Origin of the sequence: Xenorhabdus sp. IM139775 (assembly GCF_028598745.1) — a bacterium.
Lineage (GTDB): Bacteria > Pseudomonadota > Gammaproteobacteria > Enterobacterales > Enterobacteriaceae > Xenorhabdus.
Window position 1 is genome coordinate 1 of the sequence record NZ_JAQRFK010000061.1, and the last position, 20,368, is coordinate 20,368.

General features: G+C 41.9%; 15 protein-coding genes and 3 pseudogenes. 13 read left to right on the forward strand and 5 right to left on the reverse strand.

What is annotated here, in order from left to right; translation table 11 throughout:
• The 3 genes and pseudogenes from PSI17_RS17450 to PSI17_RS12700 form a co-directional block, all read left to right on the forward strand.
• Positions 1-135: pseudogene (locus tag PSI17_RS17450) on the forward strand (IS30 family transposase); the annotation flags it as partial.
• A 203-nt stretch (positions 136-338) separates the two neighbouring features.
• Positions 339-5,795: a non-ribosomal peptide synthetase gene (locus PSI17_RS12695; protein ID WP_273552318.1), complete on the forward strand. Its 5,457-nt coding sequence runs from the start codon at positions 339-341 to the stop codon at positions 5,793-5,795.
• A gap of 71 nt (positions 5,796-5,866) precedes the next feature.
• On the forward strand, positions 5,867-6,070 hold the full coding sequence (locus PSI17_RS12700) for an AbrB family transcriptional regulator (RefSeq protein WP_273552332.1): 204 nt from the start codon (positions 5,867-5,869) through the stop codon (positions 6,068-6,070).
• A gap of 68 nt (positions 6,071-6,138) precedes the next feature.
• Here the strand turns inward: PSI17_RS12700 and rarD are convergent, their stop codons facing one another.
• The 3 genes from rarD to PSI17_RS12715 all read right to left on the reverse strand — a co-directional run bounded on the left by rarD (position 6,139) and on the right by PSI17_RS12715 (position 8,220).
• Positions 6,139-7,029, reverse strand: coding sequence for an EamA family transporter RarD (rarD, locus tag PSI17_RS12705; protein WP_273552319.1), 891 nt, complete (start codon positions 7,027-7,029; stop codon positions 6,139-6,141).
• Between the two features lie 232 nt (positions 7,030-7,261).
• The gene (locus PSI17_RS12710) at positions 7,262-7,729 is read right to left on the reverse strand and encodes a hypothetical protein (protein WP_273552320.1); all 468 of its coding nucleotides are present in this window, start codon (positions 7,727-7,729) and stop codon (positions 7,262-7,264) included.
• A gap of 5 nt (positions 7,730-7,734) precedes the next feature.
• Positions 7,735-8,220, reverse strand: coding sequence for a thioesterase family protein (locus PSI17_RS12715; RefSeq protein WP_273552321.1), 486 nt, complete (start codon positions 8,218-8,220; stop codon positions 7,735-7,737).
• Positions 8,221-8,443: 223 nt separating this feature from the next.
• On the opposite strand from PSI17_RS12715, the gene pldA reads away from it, so the two are divergent.
• The 4 genes from pldA (at position 8,444) to yigL (ending at position 13,195) form a co-directional block, all read left to right on the forward strand.
• The gene (gene pldA / locus PSI17_RS12720) at positions 8,444-9,304 is read left to right on the forward strand and encodes a phospholipase A (RefSeq protein ID WP_273552322.1); all 861 of its coding nucleotides are present in this window, start codon (positions 8,444-8,446) and stop codon (positions 9,302-9,304) included.
• A 170-nt stretch (positions 9,305-9,474) separates the two neighbouring features.
• Positions 9,475-11,301 (forward strand): ATP-dependent DNA helicase RecQ, encoded by a 1,827-nt coding sequence (recQ, locus tag PSI17_RS12725; protein WP_273552323.1) that lies wholly within the window; start codon positions 9,475-9,477, stop codon positions 11,299-11,301.
• A 46-nt stretch (positions 11,302-11,347) separates the two neighbouring features.
• Positions 11,348-12,346, forward strand: a complete 999-nt coding sequence (gene pldB / locus PSI17_RS12730) for a lysophospholipase L2 (protein ID WP_273552324.1) — start codon at positions 11,348-11,350, stop codon at positions 12,344-12,346.
• Between the two features lie 21 nt (positions 12,347-12,367).
• The gene (gene yigL, locus PSI17_RS12735; protein WP_273552325.1) at positions 12,368-13,195 is read left to right on the forward strand and encodes a sugar/pyridoxal phosphate phosphatase YigL; all 828 of its coding nucleotides are present in this window, start codon (positions 12,368-12,370) and stop codon (positions 13,193-13,195) included.
• A gap of 134 nt (positions 13,196-13,329) precedes the next feature.
• Here yigL and PSI17_RS12740 read toward each other — a convergent pair.
• Positions 13,330-13,866, reverse strand: a pseudogene (locus PSI17_RS12740) (transposase); the annotation flags it as partial.
• A gap of 84 nt (positions 13,867-13,950) precedes the next feature.
• On the opposite strand from PSI17_RS12740, the pseudogene PSI17_RS12745 reads away from it, so the two are divergent.
• The 6 genes and pseudogenes from PSI17_RS12745 to PSI17_RS12770 all read left to right on the forward strand — a co-directional run.
• Positions 13,951-14,061: pseudogene (locus PSI17_RS12745) on the forward strand (IS110 family transposase); the annotation flags it as partial.
• A gap of 520 nt (positions 14,062-14,581) precedes the next feature.
• The gene (locus tag PSI17_RS12750; protein ID WP_273552326.1) at positions 14,582-15,979 is read left to right on the forward strand and encodes an MFS transporter; all 1,398 of its coding nucleotides are present in this window, start codon (positions 14,582-14,584) and stop codon (positions 15,977-15,979) included.
• Positions 15,980-16,132: 153 nt separating this feature from the next.
• On the forward strand, positions 16,133-17,149 hold the full coding sequence (locus tag PSI17_RS12755) for a LacI family DNA-binding transcriptional regulator (RefSeq protein WP_273552327.1): 1,017 nt from the start codon (positions 16,133-16,135) through the stop codon (positions 17,147-17,149).
• A gap of 3 nt (positions 17,150-17,152) precedes the next feature.
• The gene (locus PSI17_RS12760; RefSeq protein ID WP_273552328.1) at positions 17,153-18,130 is read left to right on the forward strand and encodes a nucleoside hydrolase; all 978 of its coding nucleotides are present in this window, start codon (positions 17,153-17,155) and stop codon (positions 18,128-18,130) included.
• 857 nt (positions 18,131-18,987) lie between these two features.
• Entirely contained in the window at positions 18,988-19,341 is a 354-nt protein-coding gene (locus PSI17_RS12765; RefSeq protein ID WP_273552329.1) for a DUF805 domain-containing protein, read from the forward strand.
• A 182-nt stretch (positions 19,342-19,523) separates the two neighbouring features.
• Entirely contained in the window at positions 19,524-19,955 is a 432-nt protein-coding gene (locus PSI17_RS12770; RefSeq protein WP_273552330.1) for a carboxymuconolactone decarboxylase family protein, read from the forward strand.
• Here the strand turns inward: PSI17_RS12770 and PSI17_RS12775 are convergent.
• On the reverse strand, positions 19,936-20,139 hold the full coding sequence (locus PSI17_RS12775) for a hypothetical protein (RefSeq protein ID WP_273552331.1): 204 nt from the start codon (positions 20,137-20,139) through the stop codon (positions 19,936-19,938). The genes PSI17_RS12770 and PSI17_RS12775 overlap by 20 nt on opposite strands.
• Positions 20,140-20,368: the final 229 nt, after the last annotated feature.

Below are 20,368 nucleotides of genomic sequence, written 5' to 3' on the forward strand. Positions count from 1 at the left end.
ACGGCTTTTGGTTCACTCACAGAGCAAGATGTCAGTGATTTAGAATTAAGATTAAATATGACACCAAGAAAGGTTTTAAATGGATTAACACCCATCGAAGCCTATACGGGGCGCACATTGCACTTATTGTGTTAATCCAGCTTAATCCAGCATTGGTATAGATAATAATATTCCACTCCTCAGTTACAATGATTTTCAGGAAAAATATGAATGTTTTTAAAATGTCGTTGAATATTCGAAGGTTGAGTGATTAAACAAATGCTTATGATTGGTTTTATCAAAAATCTACATTTATATAGAATGGATAAAATATCCCACAAATTATTGAAAGGAATTATATGAAGACTATTGAGGAAATTATCAATGAGGCTTTAGATCAAGGAATCACCTTGTTTGTAGTTGATAATCAATTACAATATGAAACTCGTTGCGACAGTATAGCGCCGGAACTAATCAATGAATGGGAAAGCCATAAACAAGAAATAGTTAATTTTCTAAATGATCTTGAATCAAAAAAGAAAAATCAAACATCCAAACTGCAAGGGGATGTACTGGAAAAACAACTGATCTACTGGCAGAAACAATTATCTGGTATCCCATTATTACACCATTTCCCATTAGATAATCCGCGCCCGGAACAGCAGCGCTTCGAAGGACGGATGTATTCACAGTGTATTTCAAAGAAGCTGACTCAGGCGATTAATTCACAGTGCATTAAACATAACGTCACATTATTCACGTTCCTAGAAACGGCGTTTGCTGTGTTAATTAATCGTTACAGTAATGAAAAGGATATTGTGATTGGAACCACTCTGACAAAAAAAACACATCATGATGTTGAGCCCCTTATCGGTTTTTCTGCCAATTCTCTGGTTATCCGAACTGACTTATCCGGAAGACCGACATTCAGTGCATTGTTAAAACAAAACAGCCGCACCATTCTGGATGCTTATGCACATCAAGATCTACCCTTTGAAAAATTGGTGGAAAAAATCAGCCCGGAGCGAAACTTAAATCATAATCCTGTCTTTCAGATCATCTTTACTGTACAGAACAACCAACAAGATACTACGATGGAGCAAGATAATATTGTTCCAGATGAAGAAAAATCGTTTCTCACTACTCGTTTTGATCTGGAAGTTCATGTGTATGAAAATGAAAAGAAAGGAGAGTTATCGATTTTATGGATTGCAGAAACCAGCCTGTTTAGCAGAGACACCATTGATAGATTACTTGTTAATTACGAAACCCTGCTGACCAGCATTGTTAGGGCGATGAGCGTCAATTCGGCCAATAAAGAGCCAACCATTGATAAACTTCCACTTTTGGGTGATGCAGAAAAACACACATTATTACATGAGTTCAATGGGCCACAGACTCAGTACCAACGCGATCGTTGCTTCCATGAGTTGTTTGAAGAACAAGTTACGCAAAATGCCGAAAAAACCGCATTGGTTTTTGGAGAAAGTACACTCAGTTATAGGGAATTGAATGAGCAGGCCAACCAATTGGCACACTACCTTATTGAACAGGGTATTCAGCCTGATACCTTGGTTGCAATTTGTCTTCCTCGAACGCTGCAAGTGGCTGTTACACTATTGGGTATTCTAAAAGCCGGTGGTGCTTATGTTCCGTTGGATATTAGCTATCCGAAAGCGCGTCTTCAATATATGCTGGAGCACAGTGGGGCAGAATTTATCCTGACTGAAACGCATTTGGTCAATGACCTGCCACTCAATCAACAAAATGTCATCTGTTTAGATACCCCCGAAATACAGTTACATCTGAAAAAATTACCTATAGAAAACATTACTGAACGCCTATTCCCACTGACTGAAAACCATTTGGCGTACGTGATTTATACATCTGGTTCCACAGGCAGACCCAAAGGTGCAATGCTGGAACACAAGGGCTGGGTTAATCTGGTACACGCGTTGGCTACGGTATTTGGGGCTTGCTCAAATATCCGCGGATTACAATTTGCCTCCTGGAGTTTTGATATTGCCATTCTGGAAATGTCCATGACATTGGCATACGGGGCAACACTGTATCTTATTTCTGAAACCCAGCGACGTTCCCCTGAGTTACTGGATGCAATCATTGAAAAATACCATATTACCCATGCCGTATTACCTCCAGCATTATTACCTCATTTGGATTTCAATAAATGGCGTAACGTTTCAACACTGTTTCTAGCTGGGGAGGCCGTACCACCGCATATTGCCACGCAATGGTCACAAGATCGGAAATTGTTTAACGCCTATGGCCCGACAGAGTGTACCTCTATTATCACCTGCGGATTATTAACGGCAGATAAGCGGGTTACAATTGGCAAACCACTGCCGAATGCCGTAATGCGCATTATGGACTCCGATGGCAATTTAGTCCCGCTTGGTGCGGAGGGAGAATTGCATATTGGCGGTGTCCAATTGGCACGAGGTTACCGGAATGCGCCAGAACTGACAGAGAAACAGTTTATTTGTGATCCCTTCAGTACTAACCCGGCTGACAAGCTTTATCGTACTGGCGATTTAGTACGCTGGACCCTTGAAGGTGAACTGGAATTTATTGGCCGCATTGATTCACAGGTCAAAATTCGTAGCCATCGAATCGAGTTGGGTGAAATCGAGTCCGTTTTAGCTGGACAGGATATTTTAAGCAGTGCGGCGGTGATCACTGATGGTAACAATGAAGATAAGAAGCTGATTGCTTATGTTTGTCCAAGTACGGCTTGGTTGGCAGAAAAAGCCACAGCTTTTAATGCTGACTATCTTGAAAGCTGGACAAAAATTTTTGATGACCAATATCGACAGACAACGACTGAAAACGTTATCTCTGATAAATACGACACTGACAGTGATTTTGGCGGTTGGATGAACAGTTATACCAATCAACCGATCCCGCGAGAACAGATGGAAGAGTGGCGTACGGGCACTATGAAACGAATTGATTCTCTGCATCCTCGCCGTTTATTGGAAATCGGTTGTGGTACAGGCTTACTGTTATATCGCTATGCTGAACAGTGTGAATCGGTATTGGCGACGGATATTTCAGCAGAAGTGCTGGCACGACATCAATATATCCTGCAACAACGCGGTTGGTCGCATGTCCAGTTGTGTCAGGGGGATGCGCTGAATTTGGGTATGATAACGCCCGACATGTTCGATACTGTCGTCATTAACTCGGTGGTTCAGTATTTCCCCAATGTCCAGTATCTGGATAAAGTTCTTGCCCAGTTACTGCTGGCGGTTGAAGCGGAGGGGAAAATTCTGCTGGGGGATATCCGCAACTTAGATCTGCTGACGGCACATGTGACGGCGATAGAACAAAGTCATATGGGCGAACAACGTATTTCTGTAGGAACGCTGGCAAACCGTATTCAGCGACGTTTACAGCAAGAGGAAGAATTTCTGCTTAGCCCGACTTATTTTGCCCAATTGCCAACACGTTACCCAGAAATCGGCAGAGTCGATATTTTAGTTAAACGTGGCGTAGGCGATAATGAAATGCTGCGTTATCGTTATGATGTCATACTGCATAAAAAAGGTGAAAATACACAATCCAGTGGTCATGTATCTTTCACTTGGTACGACTTTGTTTCCTTTGAAAATTTGCGTGATATGTTACAAAGGGAAGAACAAATTTTTGGTGTTTCAGGTATTCCCAATGCCCGTGTTAAAGACGATCTTGCCTTGGCTGAAGGATTGCGCCATTGGCCGGCCAATCAATTTATTTCTTCATCTGAACAAGTAGGTAATTTCTCCTCGCAGTCAGTAGAACAGATTCAATCTCTTGAATTGCTGCTTCAATATGCTGAACAATTCGGTTATCAGTGTGGTATGACATGGTCACAACAACAGCCCGACCTGCTGGATATAATTTTCAGCCGTGGACCATTGCCTCAAATACAGGCTCGTTCTGATTACAGTCAAACTCATCTGGCTAACTATCCGCAAATCTCGTCTATTAGCGGTGAACTTTCAGAATTCCTTGAATCTGCTCTGAAAAAGCAACTGCCGAAATATATGGTGCCCAGTCTCTATATCCCATTGGAAAGTATGCCTCTCACATTGAATAATAAAGTAGATAAAAGGGCACTACCTATTCCAGATGAAAATAACTTGCGTAAGCAGAATTATATTGCTCCAAGAAATGAGGTTGAGGAAAAACTCGGAGAATTATGGAAAAAGCACTTGAAAATAAAAAAAATAGGGATTCATGATAATTTCTTTTCTCTGGGAGGGCATTCACTTCAGGCAACTAGCCTCATTAGTTCAATACGCAACGAATTAAAAGTAGAAGTGCCATTGAGAAGTGTTTTTGAACATCCGACACTTGAACAACTAGCCCAAATAGTGACTGTTGGCCTTATTAAAGATAAAAAAGAGGGTAATCAATTAAATAGCATGAAAGCTATTCAGCGTAATGGAGGTGCTACACATTACCCAGTTTCATTTGCCCAGCAACGGATATGGTTAATTGACCAACTAGAAGAAGGAAGTGCTCATTACAATTGTGTGGGTGATTTCAGATTGCGAGAATCTCTCAATATCAGTGCGTTCGAAGGTGCCGTTATACAGGTGATTGAACGCCATGAAGCATTGCGCACCCAGTTTAAAATGATTGATAATGATCCCCGACAAATTATCTCTACTGCTTATCATTTACCAATAACTTACTATGAATTGTCGATGTTTTCCGAAACAGAGAAAAAAGAGCAGGTAAAACACCTTCGCAAAGAAGAAGAAAATCTGCTTTTTAATCTCGGTACAGATCTGATGTTGCGTATTCGGGTACTAAAACTCGCCGAAAACGATCATATCATTATTTACAATATTCACCATATCGCCTGTGATAGCTGGTCAATTGAAATATTTGTTCGAGAGCTGCTCACTATATATCGAGCTTATTGCCAAGGTGATGAAAATCCATTGCCTGCATTAAAAGTTCAATATACGGATTATGCCCAATGGCAACGAAGCTGGCTGCAAGGAGAGGTACTGGAAAAACAACTGGCCTACTGGCAGAAGCAATTATCCGGTATACCATTATTGCACCATTTCCCATTAGATAATCCGCGGCCAGAGCAACAAAACTTCGAAGGGCGGATGTATACACAGCGTATTTCAAAAAAACTGACTCAGGCGATTAATTCACAGTGTATTAAACATAACGTCACGTTATTCATGTTTCTGGAAACGGCGTTTGCTGTGTTAATTGGTCGTTATAGTAATGAAAAAGATATTGTGATTGGAACAGCACTGGCAGGTAGAACACATCATGATACAGAACCTCTGATCGGTTTTTTCGTCAATACACTGCCTATCAGAACCGATTTATCCGGACAACCGACCTTTAGTGAATTATTAAAGCACAACAGGGACACCATCTTGAATGCTTATACACATCAAGATCTACCTTTTCAAATGCTGGTCGAAAAAATCAATCTTGTACGAAAGTCAAACTACAATCCGATAATTCAGATCGCTTTTACACTGGAAAATATTCAGCAAGATACAACGCTAGAACATGATACCAGTATTGAACTCGAAGAGCGTCCGTTACTGAAATCTCGATTTGATTTGGAAGTCCAGGTTTATGAAGAAAAAGACGGTGAATTACGCCTTGTATGGATTGCAGATACTAGCCTGTTCAATAGCGTTACCATTGACAGACTGCTTGCTAATTACGAAACTCTACTGATCGGCATCATTGAAGCCATGGAGACTTGTTTGGTTCATAATGAGCCGTCTGTACATCAGCTCCCACTTTTGGCAACCTGTAGGGTATATTGATTCCGGATACCTCAAAAACTTACCAAGGGTTTGTTGATTTATGAACACAAAACGTCAACAGGCCCGGTTACATAGTCATCTATGTTTCTGGGGAAGCGGCTAAGAATCTGGATCTTGAAGAGGACAACGAATTGGGAATTATCCGAGAAGAAGAAACCATTATATTGCGTCCGGTAAGACCTGACTGGGATTCATTTTTATATGAGGATAAAGCCGACACTGAATTTCTATATGAACGCCAAGATATTATTGAGGAAGGGCGTGTTATTTTATGAAAAAACTGACCCAAATTCCAGATAACGTTTTGGGTCAGTTCAGATTTATGCTCGTTGCCAGAAGTTGACTACTTCCGTAAACGACGTTGCGTATAGAGCGCATCCAAGGTAAACAGAATCAGGGCAGCCCAGATAAAGCCAAACGTGATCAAACGATCCGGGCCAATTTGCTCACCGTAAACCAGCGTTGCCAGCAAGAACATCAAGGTTGGGCCGAGATACTGGAAGAAGCCCAGCGTGGACAAACGCAGGTGTGCAGCGGCCGCGGTGAAGAGCAGAAGGGGCACCGTCGTAATAATCCCGGCGGCCATCAGCATCAGATTCAAAGAGTAGGTATTATCCAACATATGACTTGTCGGGCTATGGGTGAAAAACAGCAGGTAAATCAGGGCGACAGGGAATACCCACGTTGTCTCAATCAACATACCCGTTTGCGCATCAATTCCCAATTTTTTGCGGATCAGCCCATAGACAGAAAATGTTGTCGCTAAATACAAACCAATCACCGGTACAGAACCAAACTGCCATAGCTGGATCAGTACGCCGGTAAAGGCCAGACTTACGGCAATCCACTGCATACGCCGGAAACGTTCACCAAGAAAGATCATGCCAAACAAAACATTAACCAGCGGGCTAATAAAATACCCCAGACTCGCTTCCAGCAAATGCTCATTATTGACAGCCCAGATATAGGTAAGCCAGTTACTGGTAATGGTAAAGGCAGTAATGCCTAATAGCAGCAGTATCTTCGGTTGACGAACAACCCCCCAAACCTGACGCCAGTGACGAGTCAACGTTATCATCAAAACCATAAAGAAAACTGACCAGATCACACGATGTGACACGATTTCATCGGGGGGGACATATTGTATGGACTTGAAGTAGATGGGTGCCAATCCCCAAATAAGATAAGCTCCCAAGGCATACAAGATACCTTTGGCCGTCTGTTGGTTACTCATAATATCCTTGAATGTTTAGAGAATGTTTAGAAAATCAGAAGAGCTGGTTAAGGTGATAGCTCATAGACCTGTACAATGTGTCATTGGGATGAATGATTTACAAGTCGTTAATGGCATGAGTAATAAATTAAATTTTTCTACTGAGCTGAATAGCACTTTATGCTAAATTGAAAAAACAGGCACTTTTCCTTACCCAAAGGCTCTTTGAATAGATAAGTCTATTTTATTAACTCTATCTAAAGCCCATTAACGTTTTAAATGGTAAATCCAGTTTATTTGGGCAATCCAATCCCTTAACTTTTACTGCCTTATCATTATTTCTTAACTCATTACACAATTGGGCGATATCTTTAGGTGTCCAATAGATATTTTTGCCATAACCAATTCTTTGAACTGGATTTAATAAATTTTCTACGCCACCGGCTTTTAATATCTTGGCAACCATTGTTGCACAGTTTTTATTAATGGAATTATAACTGTGGCTTATACTGGAATTGCCATATCTTTTGCCTTTATAGATTTCACCTGCATGGTATCGCATTTTTTCAACATCTAAGCCAATCAGATAATATTCCACATGTGGGGGATCGACATGGGTATCATATACGCAGCGTGGCAGGCTGTGAATAATGATGAAGGTGTGAGAGGCGAAAAATAAAATCCGGCGTTTCCTATCAGCACCTTCAATTGATAAGATCAAAAAAATTAACTCACCAAATAAGTCCCCATTGCGCTGGCAATATGCACCTGTTTTTCATTATGCAGTTCTATTCTGGCGACGGAGACTTTATTGCCGGCGCGGATAATGTTGCAACTGGCGGTAAATACTTCACCGCGTCCGGGGCGCAGGTAATCCACACGTAAATCAATCGTGCCTAATGTGGTCAGGCGTTTTTGGATCTCGGCGATGGTCAGCGTTTCGATTGCGGTTAGTGCATTACCTGCGCAAACCAGTCCTCCTGCAACATCTAATATGGAAGCGATCGCACCACCATGCAGAATGTTATGAAGCATATTGCCGACCAATTTTTCCTGATGGTGAAATTGTAATTCTGCGTAGTCTTGCTCAAAGCGGAGCAGCTCAAGACCCAACAGGCGATTGAATGGCATATGATAAACAAAGATTTCACCAATAAATTTACGGGCTTCTTCTGGGGTTAAGATAGTGTCTACTCGCTGAATATTTTCCATGGCGGATTTCCTGCTAATCAAAAGTAAAGTCAACGGATGTTAAATGGGTGCTTATGGTTAATTGATTGTTAAGTTTATGCTTTCACTATCGACTTTGCCAGTTTGTGAAGCGCTTCGACAAACCATTCATGAGGGCAAAAACGGACTACAAAAAATAACCATATAGCGTGTAGAATAAGCGGTATTTTTTTAGCTTGAAATAATTACAATGGGAAAACCAGATATGCGCTTGTTATGGAAGATACTGGTTATTATCGGCCTATTATCACCATTGGCCCAGGCCGCAGAAAAGCAGGAGAGTGGCGTGAGAGGAAGCGTGCTCTCGACAATGTTGGGCGGGCAAGATTCTCCGCTGACGCTCTATCCTTATGATACGAATTACATTATTTATACTTATGATGCCAATATGAATAAATCGGCAATTCATAGCTATGATTGGGCAGATAACGCCCGCAAAGATGAAGTGAATTTTCAGATAAGTTTTGGTTTTCCATTGTGGCGGGGAATTGCAGGAAAAAACTCGTTGCTTGGGGCTTCCTACACACAACGTTCATGGTGGCAACTCAGTAATAAAAAGGCATCGTCTCCATTTCGTGAAACGAATTATGAACCCCAACTTTTTCTGGCGTGGTTAACGGATTATGAATTTGCAGGCTGGCACCTGCGGGAAATTGAGGCAGGGTTCAACCATCAATCTAACGGGCGTCCGGAAGCGACTTCCCGGAGCTGGAATCGTCTCTATGCGCGTTTTATGGTGCAGAACGGTCATTGGCAGATGGATTTGAAATCGTGGTATCGACTCCCCGAAAGCGTCCGTCATGACGATAACCCAGAGATGAACCGTTATATGGGCTATTACCGGCTGAAAATCGGCTATATCTGGGGAGACAATGTATTTAGCGCTCAGGGGCGCTATAACTGGAACAGCGGTTATGGCAGTGGCGAGTTGGGGTGGAGTTATCCGCTCTCAAATCATGTTCGTATTTACACGCAGTTTTTCTGTGGTTATGGCGAATCGATGATTGACTACAATTTCAAACAAACCCGTTTTGGTATCGGTGTCATGTTGAATGACATGCTGTAACTGTCCTTACAGTGAAATAACATCTACTCGTCGTACTTCGAGATACTTTTATTATCTCCCCGCGGCGCGGTGGTGATAATAAGTGGCTTGCATCTTGTGGGCTGCAACTTAAAGTTGATCGGGTATATTGAGTTTTTTCAGAAATTAGTTTCTAACGATCGAGGAAAGGCGTGTCTACCGCAGAACTCATCAGCACGGCATCGCTGGCTGAACAAGCATTACGAAAAACATTCGGGTACCAGCAATTCCGACCGGGGCAGCAACAAGTCATCGACGCCGTTCTTGACGGGCGCGACTGTCTGGTGATTATGCCAACGGGAGGCGGTAAATCGCTGTGTTACCAGATCCCCGCACTGGTTAAAAATGGGCTGACTCTGGTTGTCTCCCCATTAATTTCATTGATGAAAGATCAGGTCGATCAACTGCGTGCGAATGGCGTTGAAGCGGAATGCCTGAACTCAACCCAAAGCCGTGAACAGCAATTTGATATTATTCAACGTTGCCGTAAGGGGAGCATTAAACTGCTCTATATCGCCCCTGAACGGCTGGTAACGGATAACTTTCTTGACCAACTGCACGATTGGCAGCCCGTTTTACTGGCTGTCGATGAAGCTCACTGTATTTCTCAATGGGGGCATGATTTTCGTCCGGAATATCGGGCGCTAGGCCAACTTCGCCGCCACTTCCCCGGTCTTCCCGTGGTTGCACTCACCGCGACGGCAGATAAAACGACCCGTCAGGATATTGTACGTTTATTAGAGCTGCATGAGCCGATTATCCATATCAGCAGCTTTGATCGCCCCAACATCCGTTACACTTTAGTTGAGAAATACAAACCCCTTGATCAGCTCTGGTCATTTGTCCGGGGTCAGCAGGGAAAAAGCGGAATTATCTACTGCAATAGTCGCACTAAAGTGGAAGAAACCGCCGAGCGCCTGCAAAAACGGGGGCTGAGTGTTGCAGCTTATCATGCGGGGCTGGAAAACAATCAACGTGCATGGGTGCAGGATGCCTTCCAGCGGGATGATTTGCAGATCGTTGTGGCAACAGTTGCATTTGGTATGGGGATCAACAAGCCGAATGTGCGCTTTGTCGTGCACTTTGATATTCCCCGCAATATCGAATCTTATTATCAAGAAACGGGTCGGGCTGGGCGGGATGGCTTACCTGCGGAAGCCGTGCTGTTTTACGATCCGGCAGATATGGTGTGGCTGCGGCGTTGTCTGGAAGAAAAACCTGCGGGTGAACAACAGAACATTGAACGGCACAAACTCAATGCGATGGGCGCATTTGCCGAATCGCAGACTTGCCGGCGCTTAGTCTTGCTGAATTATTTCGGGGAAAGCCGCCAGACAGCCTGTGGTAACTGTGACATTTGCCTCGATCCCCCCAAGCGTTATGACGGTCTGGTGGAGGCACAAAAAGCGTTATCCTGTATCTATCGCGTTGGACAACGTTTTGGGATTGGCTATATTGTAGAAGTGCTACGTGGCGCAAATAACCAACGCATTAGAGATTTTGGGCATGACAAGCTGCCTGTTTATGGCATTGGTAAAACGCAGAGTCAGGAACATTGGATGAGTGTTTTGCGTCAGCTCATTCACTTAGGGCTGATTAGCCAAAATATTGCCAACTACTCTGCACTGCAACTGACGGAAGCTGCGCGGCCAGTATTGCGCAGCGAAGTGTCTCTGCAACTGGCCGTGCCACGTATTCAAAACTTGAAAAGCCGCAATCAGCAAAACAAATCATACAGTGGCAACTATGATCGCAAGTTATTTGCTAAATTGCGGAAGCTGCGTAAATCCATTGCTGATGAAAACAATATTCCCCCTTTTGTCGTTTTTAATGACGTCACGTTAATTGAGATGGCAGAACAGTGCCCGATAACGCCGGGTGAACTTTTGCTGATTAACGGTGTTGGGCAGCGGAAACTGGAACGTTTTGGTCACGCATTTATGGCATTAATCCGTGAGCATTTTGAAGAATCCGAATAACGGAATGAGTTGAATCGGCTAAAGGGGAGTGAACAGAGGATGATGAATGACGCCTGAGATATTGCAAGCGAGCTGGTTAAACCGTGAACCTCAGTTCTCAGCCTTTACGAACGGATCATTACTGGATTTTTGGCGGACAAGAGAAGAGCGGCAATTTATGGGCGTTGATAATATTCCCATCCATTATGTCTCCTTTTGTTCTCCCCATCATGACAAAACACTCATCATTTTGCCCGGCCGTAGTGAAAGCTACGTGAAATACCCAGAAGTGGCCTATGATTTTTACCATTTAGGCTATGATATTTTTATTATTGATCATCGTGGACAAGGCTGTTCAGGACGAATGTTGGATGACCGACAAAAAGGCCATGTTGAAGCGTTCGACCATTATGCGGATGACTTGGCTACATTGATTGATCTGGAAATAACTTCTCGTCAATCTCATCGCTGTTATGCCCTCGCCCATTCAATGGGTGGTGCAATTTTGAGCCGTTTTCTGCTGCGTTATCAAGAACCGATTTTTCGTGCTGCGGTGTTATGTGCGCCGATGTTTGGCATCAATTTACCCATGCCCCGCTGGCTGGCGAATTTTCTGGTTAATCAGGCGGAACCCAATACCAAAAGACGTAATGCTTATGCACTATCAACAGGGCAATGGCAGCCATTACCCTATTTTATCAATCTATTAACGCACAGTTATGCGCGCTACCAGCGTTATTTGCGTTACTATGCGGATTATCCTGAGTTGCGCCTTGGGGGGCCGACTTACCATTGGATGCGTGAGAGTATGCTGATGGGCGATAACCTGATTGAAAATGCAGGTCAAATTCAAACGCCACTCATGATATTACAAGCGAGTGAAGATAAGATTGTGAGTAATCGGGAATTATTGGCTTTTTGCGCATCGCGCCAAAAAGCGGAAACAGGAAAAAAAGAACAAAATCCTCTGGTTATTCAAGGGGCGCATCACGAAATCCTGTTCGAAAAAGATGTATTGCGGGCGCAGGCTCTCATTGCAATTTGTGATTTTTTTGACCAGAACTGATTTAGTTTAGGAACCATAACTATGTATCATGTTGTTGCTTCAGATTTAGATGGCACTTTATTGTCTCCCGACCATAAACTTACCCCGTATACCAAGGAAACACTGAACATACTGACGGAACAAGGGATTCATTTTGTTTTTGCAACAGGGCGTCATCATATTGATGTGGGGCAAATCCGTGATGGGTTGGGTATTGATGCTTATATGATCACCTCCAACGGCGCAAGAGTTCACAATATTCAGGATGAATTGGTATTCAGTCATAACCTCGATCCTGAAATTGCCCATGATTTATGTTTATTGGAATTTGATAATCCCAATGTCCTGACCAATTACTTTAACAACGATGATTGGCTAATCAATAGGGAAGCGCCTGAGCAGAAAGATTTTTTTCAGGAATCTGTTTTCCATTACCAACTTTTTCAACGTGACCATTTTCCCACCGATGGCGTATGCAAAGTTTATTACACCAGTGAAGATCATGATTATTTGGTGGATTTGGAAGAGAGAATTAAAGCGCGTTGGGGAGCAAGGGTGAATGTCAGTTTTTCACTGAGAAATTGTTTGGAAGTGATGGCGGGCGGGGTTTCGAAAGGACACGCATTGGCGCAGGTTTGTCAATCGATTGGGTATCAATTGGGTGATTGCATTGCTTTTGGCGATGGTATGAATGATCAGGAAATGCTGAGTGTGGCAGGCAAGGGCTGCATTATGCAGGGAGCGCACCAGCGCTTGAAAGACAGCTTACCTGATATGGAAGTCATTGGCTCTAATGCGGATGATGCCGTTTCTTGTTATTTGCGCAAGATATTTGCCGAAAAGGTATCAGGTTTGAACGTAATAGCTTAAAGAAGCGGATAATCTGAACAATACGTGTTTGAAAACAGCATCCTATGGGGTGCTGTTTCAGCCCGTTGACAAACCTCGTTGAAAGTAACAGGGTTTGCGGCATTCATTATCAACCATTATCTTCTGATTTTTTCTTATTTATCCCCGACACGTCTTTTTCCTGCGCCTGATTGGGTTTCTGACCCGATAAATTCACCGCTGGACCACAGATAAAACCCATAAAGTGCCGCCTCCAGTAAGGCTATCTTCTTGATATTTTGGGCTGTTGCCGCCAACAGGCACTGTATCTGGACTTTCAGCAACCCGCGAAAATGGGTGTAACGGTGCCCGTGATGCTGTTTCGCCTCCGCAAAACTGCGCTCTATCGTCTCTTTTCGCCGCTTATGCACCTTTTTACCCCACGGGCTCAAGCGAATGTCCCTGGCCTTTTCTTTGTCCGCTTCCCAGATATGCCGTGTGATCGTTTTTCCCTTTTTCGCCCGGGTACAGGCCGCCTGCAGTGGGCAATTCTGGCAAATACCCGCGGTGGCGTAGGTGTCCAGAATAATATTGGCTTTCCCGTCCACGGTACGGTGGTCGAGATAGAAAAATCCTTTCGGTTTGTTCGTCCGGTGCATAAACCCGCTTTCCGGGTCAGTGGTACTGACTTTGGTCTTTCTTTGCCGTTCCTTATGGGCTGGCGTCAGGCTTAATGAGATGGTCGCCCCCACCCTGTGAGCGATATTCTTATAGGCTATTTTTTTTGAGAGGCCATAATGCAAAACGTCATACTCATTGGTATCGATCTCGGTAAGCATTCTCTCCACATCCATTGTCAGGACAAATCCGGCAAGGCCATTCTGCGTAAAAAGTTTACGCGCGCAAAATTTTAATTTTCACCAAGGTGAATATCTAATTTACATAGAGTGAACATTTTTATCTTTTCTGGCAAAAGGATTTCAATTTGGTATCTTTGACCTTCAGCTAGCTGCTGGTATTTCATGCTTTACACTCGTCTCGCCGGACAGGAAGAAGCAGTTTATCAGTCGCTAACTTCCCGCCAAAATCTCTCTACGAGTGTCGTACTTATTATATGAATTCATTATGTGTCAGTAAAATAAAGAAATTAAAATCATTATCCTATCGTAAAATAAAGAAATTAAAATCATTATCCTATCGTAAAATAAATTTTGATATAGGTTTTTGTTTTTTTGTGGATTGTAGAATTAATTTTTTTACTTAATACTTGTGACTTAAATGCAATATATTTTCTTTGGAGTTTAATAATCTACTCGAGTAGATAGTATAATAAGTAAAAACAATAAAAATATAACTATGAAAAAATGTTTTTCCGGTTTATAACATCGGGATTGATAATTTACTGTTCCAACACTCAGGGAACACATTATGCAGTTTGAGAACGCAATAGTGCCTTTAATTGGGGAACGGCATGCATCCGAAGTATGTCTGGAAACTAGGGAAGGACACAAGGAATTTTGTCGTGCGGCATTTTCTTGTTGGTTAGGCACGGCAATGGAATATGCTGATTTTGCACTTTATGGCTTAGCCGCAGGAATTATTTTTGGTGACGTATTTTTTCCTGATATGACACCTATGATTGCTCTACTTTCCAGTTTTGCAACTTATTCAGTTGGGTTCATCGCACGGCCTATTGGTGCATTATTATTTGGATGGTTGGGAGATCAAAAGGGGCGTAAGAGCGTCATGGTGACGACTATTATGTTCATGGGTGTCTCTACAACACTTATTGGGTTTATTCCGAGTTATGCTCAAATTGGAGTGTGGGCTCCTGTTTGCCTCGTTATTTTGAGGTTTACACAAGGGCTAGGGGCTGGGGCTGAACTTTCTGGTGGTACAGTGATTCTAGGAGAATATGCTCCGCCGAAAAGACGCGGCTTGGTTTCTTCTATTATTGCTCTTGGTTCCAATAGTGGAACATTAATGGCATCATTGATTTGGTTGTTAGTGTTGACTATGGATAAAGAGAGCTTACTTGATTGGGGATGGCGTATTCCATTTCTATCCAGTTTTTTACTTACTGTAGTAGCTTTATTTATACGCCGTCATATGAATGAATCTCCAGTGTTTCGACGTTATCAAATGTCTCTGGAAGTTCGTAATTCACAGATATTGAACAATAGACCGACCCATAAAACTGAACGAGAGCACCGAAGTTTTCTGGAACGAACAAAAGCATTCTGGATTATGGTTGGTTTGCGTATTGGTGAGAATGGACCATCCTATTTGGCTCAGGGATTTATTATTGGGTATGTTGCTAAAGTGTTAATGATAGATAAATCCATACCAACAATAGCAGTCTTTCTTGCTTCTATTTTAGGTTTTTTGATTATTCCTTTATCAGGTTATTTATCTGATCGTTTTGGTCGCCGAATTATATATCGTTGGTTTTGCTTCTTATTAATCCTATATTCTGCACCTGCTTTCATCTTACTGGATAGTCGTGAACCTATCATTGTCATTTCAACCATCGTTGTAGGTATGGGATTGGCTTCCTTAGGGATATTTAGTGTTCAGGCTGCATGGGGAGTTGAACTGTTTGGTGTGAGGAATCGCTACGCTAAGATGGCTTTTGCAAAAGAGTTAGGTTCCATTTTATCTGGTGGTTCTGCGCCACTAATTGCATCGGCACTATTATCTTTTACAGGACATTGGTGGTCTATCGCATTTTATTTTGCGTTTATGGCAGGAGTTGGTTTTATAACAACGTTTTTTGCCCCAGAAACACGAGGTAGAGATTTAAATTTACCTGATGACGCTATTTAATACTTCAAAGCATTGACTCACCATTGATAATTTTGGCATGAATTAATATTATTTGATTTATGCCAAATGATTATTACATCCAAAAGCATGGTATTTTATTCTCTGAACTATTTAAGTTATAATCTTCTCCTACAAATTAATTAAGTAAATGTCATGAAGTTCCATCCTAAACGAGTGACTCGTACCGATGTTGCCAAAGAAGCAGGTACATCTGTAGCAGTAGTCAGCTATGTTGTTAACAATGGTCCCCGGCCTGTTGCAAAAGCGACTCGACAGCGCGTTTTATCAGCTATCAAGAAAACAGGTTATAGACCAAATGGTATTGCTAAGGCTCTTGTCTCGGGAACAACACAAACTTATGGTCTTGTTGTACCTAATATATCCAATCCTTTTATTTCCTCAATGGCTCATGCATTGCAACAAGAAGCGTTCAAACACGGCCAGGTTCTTTTATTAGGCGATTCTGGAGATGACAGAGAGCGAGAAAAGGAACATATCAATAAGTTATTGCATCGTCAGGTTGATGGATTGCTGTATACCAGCGTCGATCGTCATCCTTACATCGAATTAATTCAGAAAAGTGGAACTCCATGTGTCATGCTAGATCGTGTTGATGCGAAACTAAATGTTAGCGCTATCATTGTAAATGAAAGGCTTGCTGCATTTCAGGCTACTCAGCATCTAACTCAGCATGGATATCGAGATATAGCCATTATTTGTGGTCCTAGTGATATGCTAAATACGCAGGATCGTATTGCTGGTTGGCGTGATGCATTACAACAAGCTAATTTAGCTGTGCATGAAGAGTGGATTTTTTCAACAGACTATACCCGCATGGGGGGTTATGAAGTAACGTTGGAAATGTTAAAAGGAGAACTTCCTCGCGCTTTGTTTGCAACTAATGAGTTACAAGCGTTTGGATGTCTTCGTGCATTGTCAGAACATGGAATAAAGGTTCCTGATGATATTGCGTTGGTTTGTTTTAATTCTACAGAACTATCGCAATTTAACGTTCCTTCTTTGACTGCCGTACGTCAGCCAATTGATAAAATGGCAAAAACTGCTATTGAAATGCTGAAAACATGGAATGGGGAAGCTCGTGAATGTGAATTTGAATTTGATTTACAGATCGGAGAATCCTGTGGTTGTACATCTCTCTTAAAAGAATAAAGTATGCGTTTAATTATTGATTGTGATCCAGGGAACGGTATAGCAGGAGCGAATATTGATGATGGTCTTGCATTAGCTCTTGCCATAGCTGCGCCACAAATTTCTCTTGAATTAATTTCTACTGTGTCTGGTAATACACCCAGTGAAATTGGTTATTCTGTTGCAAAATCATTTTTACAGAGATTAGGTGAGAATATTCCTGTGGTACGTGGTGCTTCTCAGGGAATATTGGAACCCATGAAAAAATGGCGTGAAAAACTTGATAATGGAGTTGACCAGAATGGGTTACGTTATTTGTGGAAGGGAGTTGTTTCCCCCGAGCAATGTCCTTTAGTTACTCCGTCAGCAGCACATGGAATCGGTGAGCTTGTATGCCGGAATTCTGGTGAGATTACTCTTATAGCAATTGGTCCTTTGACCAATATTGCTCATACGATACAGTTATATCCTGAATTTGCTGAATCTGTGGCTGAAATTGTTATTATGGGAGGTGTATTTGATGTTCCTGGTTATCAGAAAGACACAAACTTTGGTATTGATCCAGAAGCTGCTCATATCGTATTGACAAGTGGTGCAAATATTACTTTAGTACCAATGGATGTGACGACTCAAACTCAGATGTTGCATTCTGATCTAGATTACTTATCTACATTTAATAATGCTCTTTGTAAATTTTTAGTTGAAACAATTCGCCCATGGATGAATTATTCTATGAAAACTAGAGGATTGGCAGGGTGTTGGATCCATGATGCGCTGACGGTGGCATGGCTAATTGACAAAACTATTGTTACTAGTACGCAGAATTACGTAGATGTTGTTTTAGAAGGGGAAGAGCGTGGTATGACAATTATTTATGAGCCTGAATCATCATTACCAAGTATGGATCTTCTCAGTATAAACAGAAAACCTATAACAATATTGAACACAGTAGATAGTGCTAGGTTTCTATCGTTGATTTTCCATTATATTAAAAATTACTAAGTTTCTTCTTGTTATAATTTCTCATCTTAGATGATTTTTTATCTGGTTTAATGTTTTTTGAATGCGTTTTTATATTTTTATGTTAAACCAGAAAAATAGCTGTGCATCATACTAAAATGACCCTGCCTCTAAGCCTATCTCTTATTAGCCACAGCTGCGTTTCTATCTAAATCTCTCCTGAAAAGTTATACGATTGGCGCCATCATGCTGATGGCGAAAACATCATTCCAAACTTGCCGATATCTACTGGCAAAAATGAAGGGCACAAGTCCTGTTGCAATAATTCTTCCACATAATGTGAAAAATTGCCCGTATGAGAATGCGCAGTCGATCATGGCCGAATCCACTTCATGCCGAATCAGATTGTGGCTTGAGATCCGTGACGCGAATTACAAAACCCGGAGGGAAAAACCACCGACCAGAATGACCTCCAATGTTGGGTGTAGCGCAATAACGCCGCGTGTTGCCGCAAAAGCACTAATGGGTTCAAGGAGCCGGAATCGAAAGTAGTATTTTATTTTGAAATTAGTCAATTCACATAAATAACATGGGCAATTATCACCTTTGAAATAAAATAACTATCTAAGACCCATTAATCATAAATTAATGGGTCTTATTTCTCTAATGGATTTAAGGGTAACTTTGATATGGATGGAAAACATTCCTGTGGATTCTGTTTCCAATTTGATATTTGGAAGTGTTTTTTAATTCACTATCTAATAATGGCGTCAATCAGACAGTATTAACTATCCAACAATCGAGAATGGACTTCAAAAGAAAATTAAGTATACAATCCTCCATCCTTTATAGTTTGCCCGTTTTTATTTTATATCATTTAATTTCAGTAAAGTGACATTATGCATTGGTATCTTAGTGTTTTAAAAAATTATGCAGATTTTTCAGGACGTGCGCGTCGCAAAGAATATTGGCTGTTTTCTTTATTTCATTTTATTATATGCGTAGCCCTCATCGTATTGGGTTCAGTAATTAATAAAAATGTCGGTGTGGCGTTGTTTGTGGTTTATCTGATCCTGACTATAATCCCGAGCCTTGCCGTTAAAGTACGCCGCCTTCATGATGCTAATCATTCTGGCTGGTGGGTATTAATCTATATTATTCCCTTTGGCGGTATTGTTTTACTCATGTTTTGCTGTATTGAAGGGACGAAGGGTGATAATGATTATGGTGTCGACCCTAAAAGAACCGCTTAAGATATAGCATAAATTAACTCTGTAGTTTGCCATGTAAATAAAAAACACTGCTTAAAATAATAGGCAGTGTTTTTTATTTCTAAAACAACTTGTCCTGATCAGAAATGCCAATCTTGTCCCTTATCTTAATGGCTGGTTTGCCATATCGTTAATGGCATTCATTGAGATAAGAAGTATTGTGTATGAGTGAATTGCGTCTTGCTTATTACGATTTGTCCCCCGAACTGTTGCAAGGATTTCGTTTGGTAAAAGAGGGGTTGGAAAAAAGTTCGTTGGGACTACCGTTGGTTGAATTGGTTTATTTGCGGGTTTCCCAAATCAATGGCTGTGCTTTTTGTTTAAACAAACACACGCAGTCTTTGCGTCAGGCCGAAGAAACTGAACGTCGATTAGCCGAATTGGCGGGATGGCGTGTCAGCAGCCAATTTACTTTTCGTGAGAAAGCAGCATTGGAATGGGCAGAAGCACTGACTTATGTGACGGCAAGCCATGCTGATGATGGTGCTTACTTGCCGTTAAAAGACTATTTCACCGATCAGGAAATTTCTGATCTGACGTTTGCCATTGCGCTGATGAATGGAATGAATCGGCTGGCTATCGGGATGCGTCAGTAAGTTGTAAAAGACATTTTTGCAGATTTTTAGCATGGTTCAAGGCGGCTTCTGGCGTTGGCTCATTAGCAAATCCAAACAGTAGCCCCTTGCCACAATCAGCGTTTAAACTGCGTGAAGACAGCGCCGCAATCCCAAATCCATCTTTTCTGGCCTGTTGGATAGCCTGACAAAAAGAATGGCTCATTGAAACCTAAGGGCTTTTTAGGTTCATTAAGCGCGGAACTCATAGAGGTGCGGGTATCTTTGCTCATAGAGACGCTGGATAGATTTAAGCAAGCCCATCATATGTCAAAAATCAGTGTTGCAAAAACGGGGTGACCATAGATTTTTTTGGCATCGGTCAGATTAATTTTCATGGGCACGATCATGATCTTATGTGAGTGATAAATCAAGTATCTTCAATTACGATGGGT

Bases quoted from the DNA above. Each gene is read 5' to 3' on its own strand.
- PSI17_RS12770 (WP_273552330.1), top strand. From the start codon at position 19,524: ATGAGTGAATTGCGTCTTGCTTATTACGATTTGTCCCCCGAACTGTTG.
- PSI17_RS12760 (WP_273552328.1), top strand. From the start codon at position 17,153: ATGCGTTTAATTATTGATTGTGATCCAGGGAACGGTATAGCAGGAGCG.
- pldB (WP_273552324.1), top strand. From the start codon at position 11,348: ATGACGCCTGAGATATTGCAAGCGAGCTGGTTAAACCGTGAACCTCAG.
- rarD (WP_273552319.1), bottom strand. From the start codon at position 7,029: ATGAGTAACCAACAGACGGCCAAAGGTATCTTGTATGCCTTGGGAGCT.
- pldA (WP_273552322.1), top strand. From the start codon at position 8,444: ATGCGCTTGTTATGGAAGATACTGGTTATTATCGGCCTATTATCACCA.
- yigL (WP_273552325.1), top strand. From the start codon at position 12,368: ATGTATCATGTTGTTGCTTCAGATTTAGATGGCACTTTATTGTCTCCC.
- PSI17_RS12750 (WP_273552326.1), top strand. From the start codon at position 14,582: ATGCAGTTTGAGAACGCAATAGTGCCTTTAATTGGGGAACGGCATGCA.
- PSI17_RS12775 (WP_273552331.1), bottom strand. From the start codon at position 20,139: ATGAGCCATTCTTTTTGTCAGGCTATCCAACAGGCCAGAAAAGATGGA.
- PSI17_RS12695 (WP_273552318.1), top strand. From the start codon at position 339: ATGAAGACTATTGAGGAAATTATCAATGAGGCTTTAGATCAAGGAATC.
- PSI17_RS12755 (WP_273552327.1), top strand. From the start codon at position 16,133: ATGAAGTTCCATCCTAAACGAGTGACTCGTACCGATGTTGCCAAAGAA.
- PSI17_RS12715 (WP_273552321.1), bottom strand. From the start codon at position 8,220: ATGGAAAATATTCAGCGAGTAGACACTATCTTAACCCCAGAAGAAGCC.
- PSI17_RS12765 (WP_273552329.1), top strand. From the start codon at position 18,988: ATGCATTGGTATCTTAGTGTTTTAAAAAATTATGCAGATTTTTCAGGA.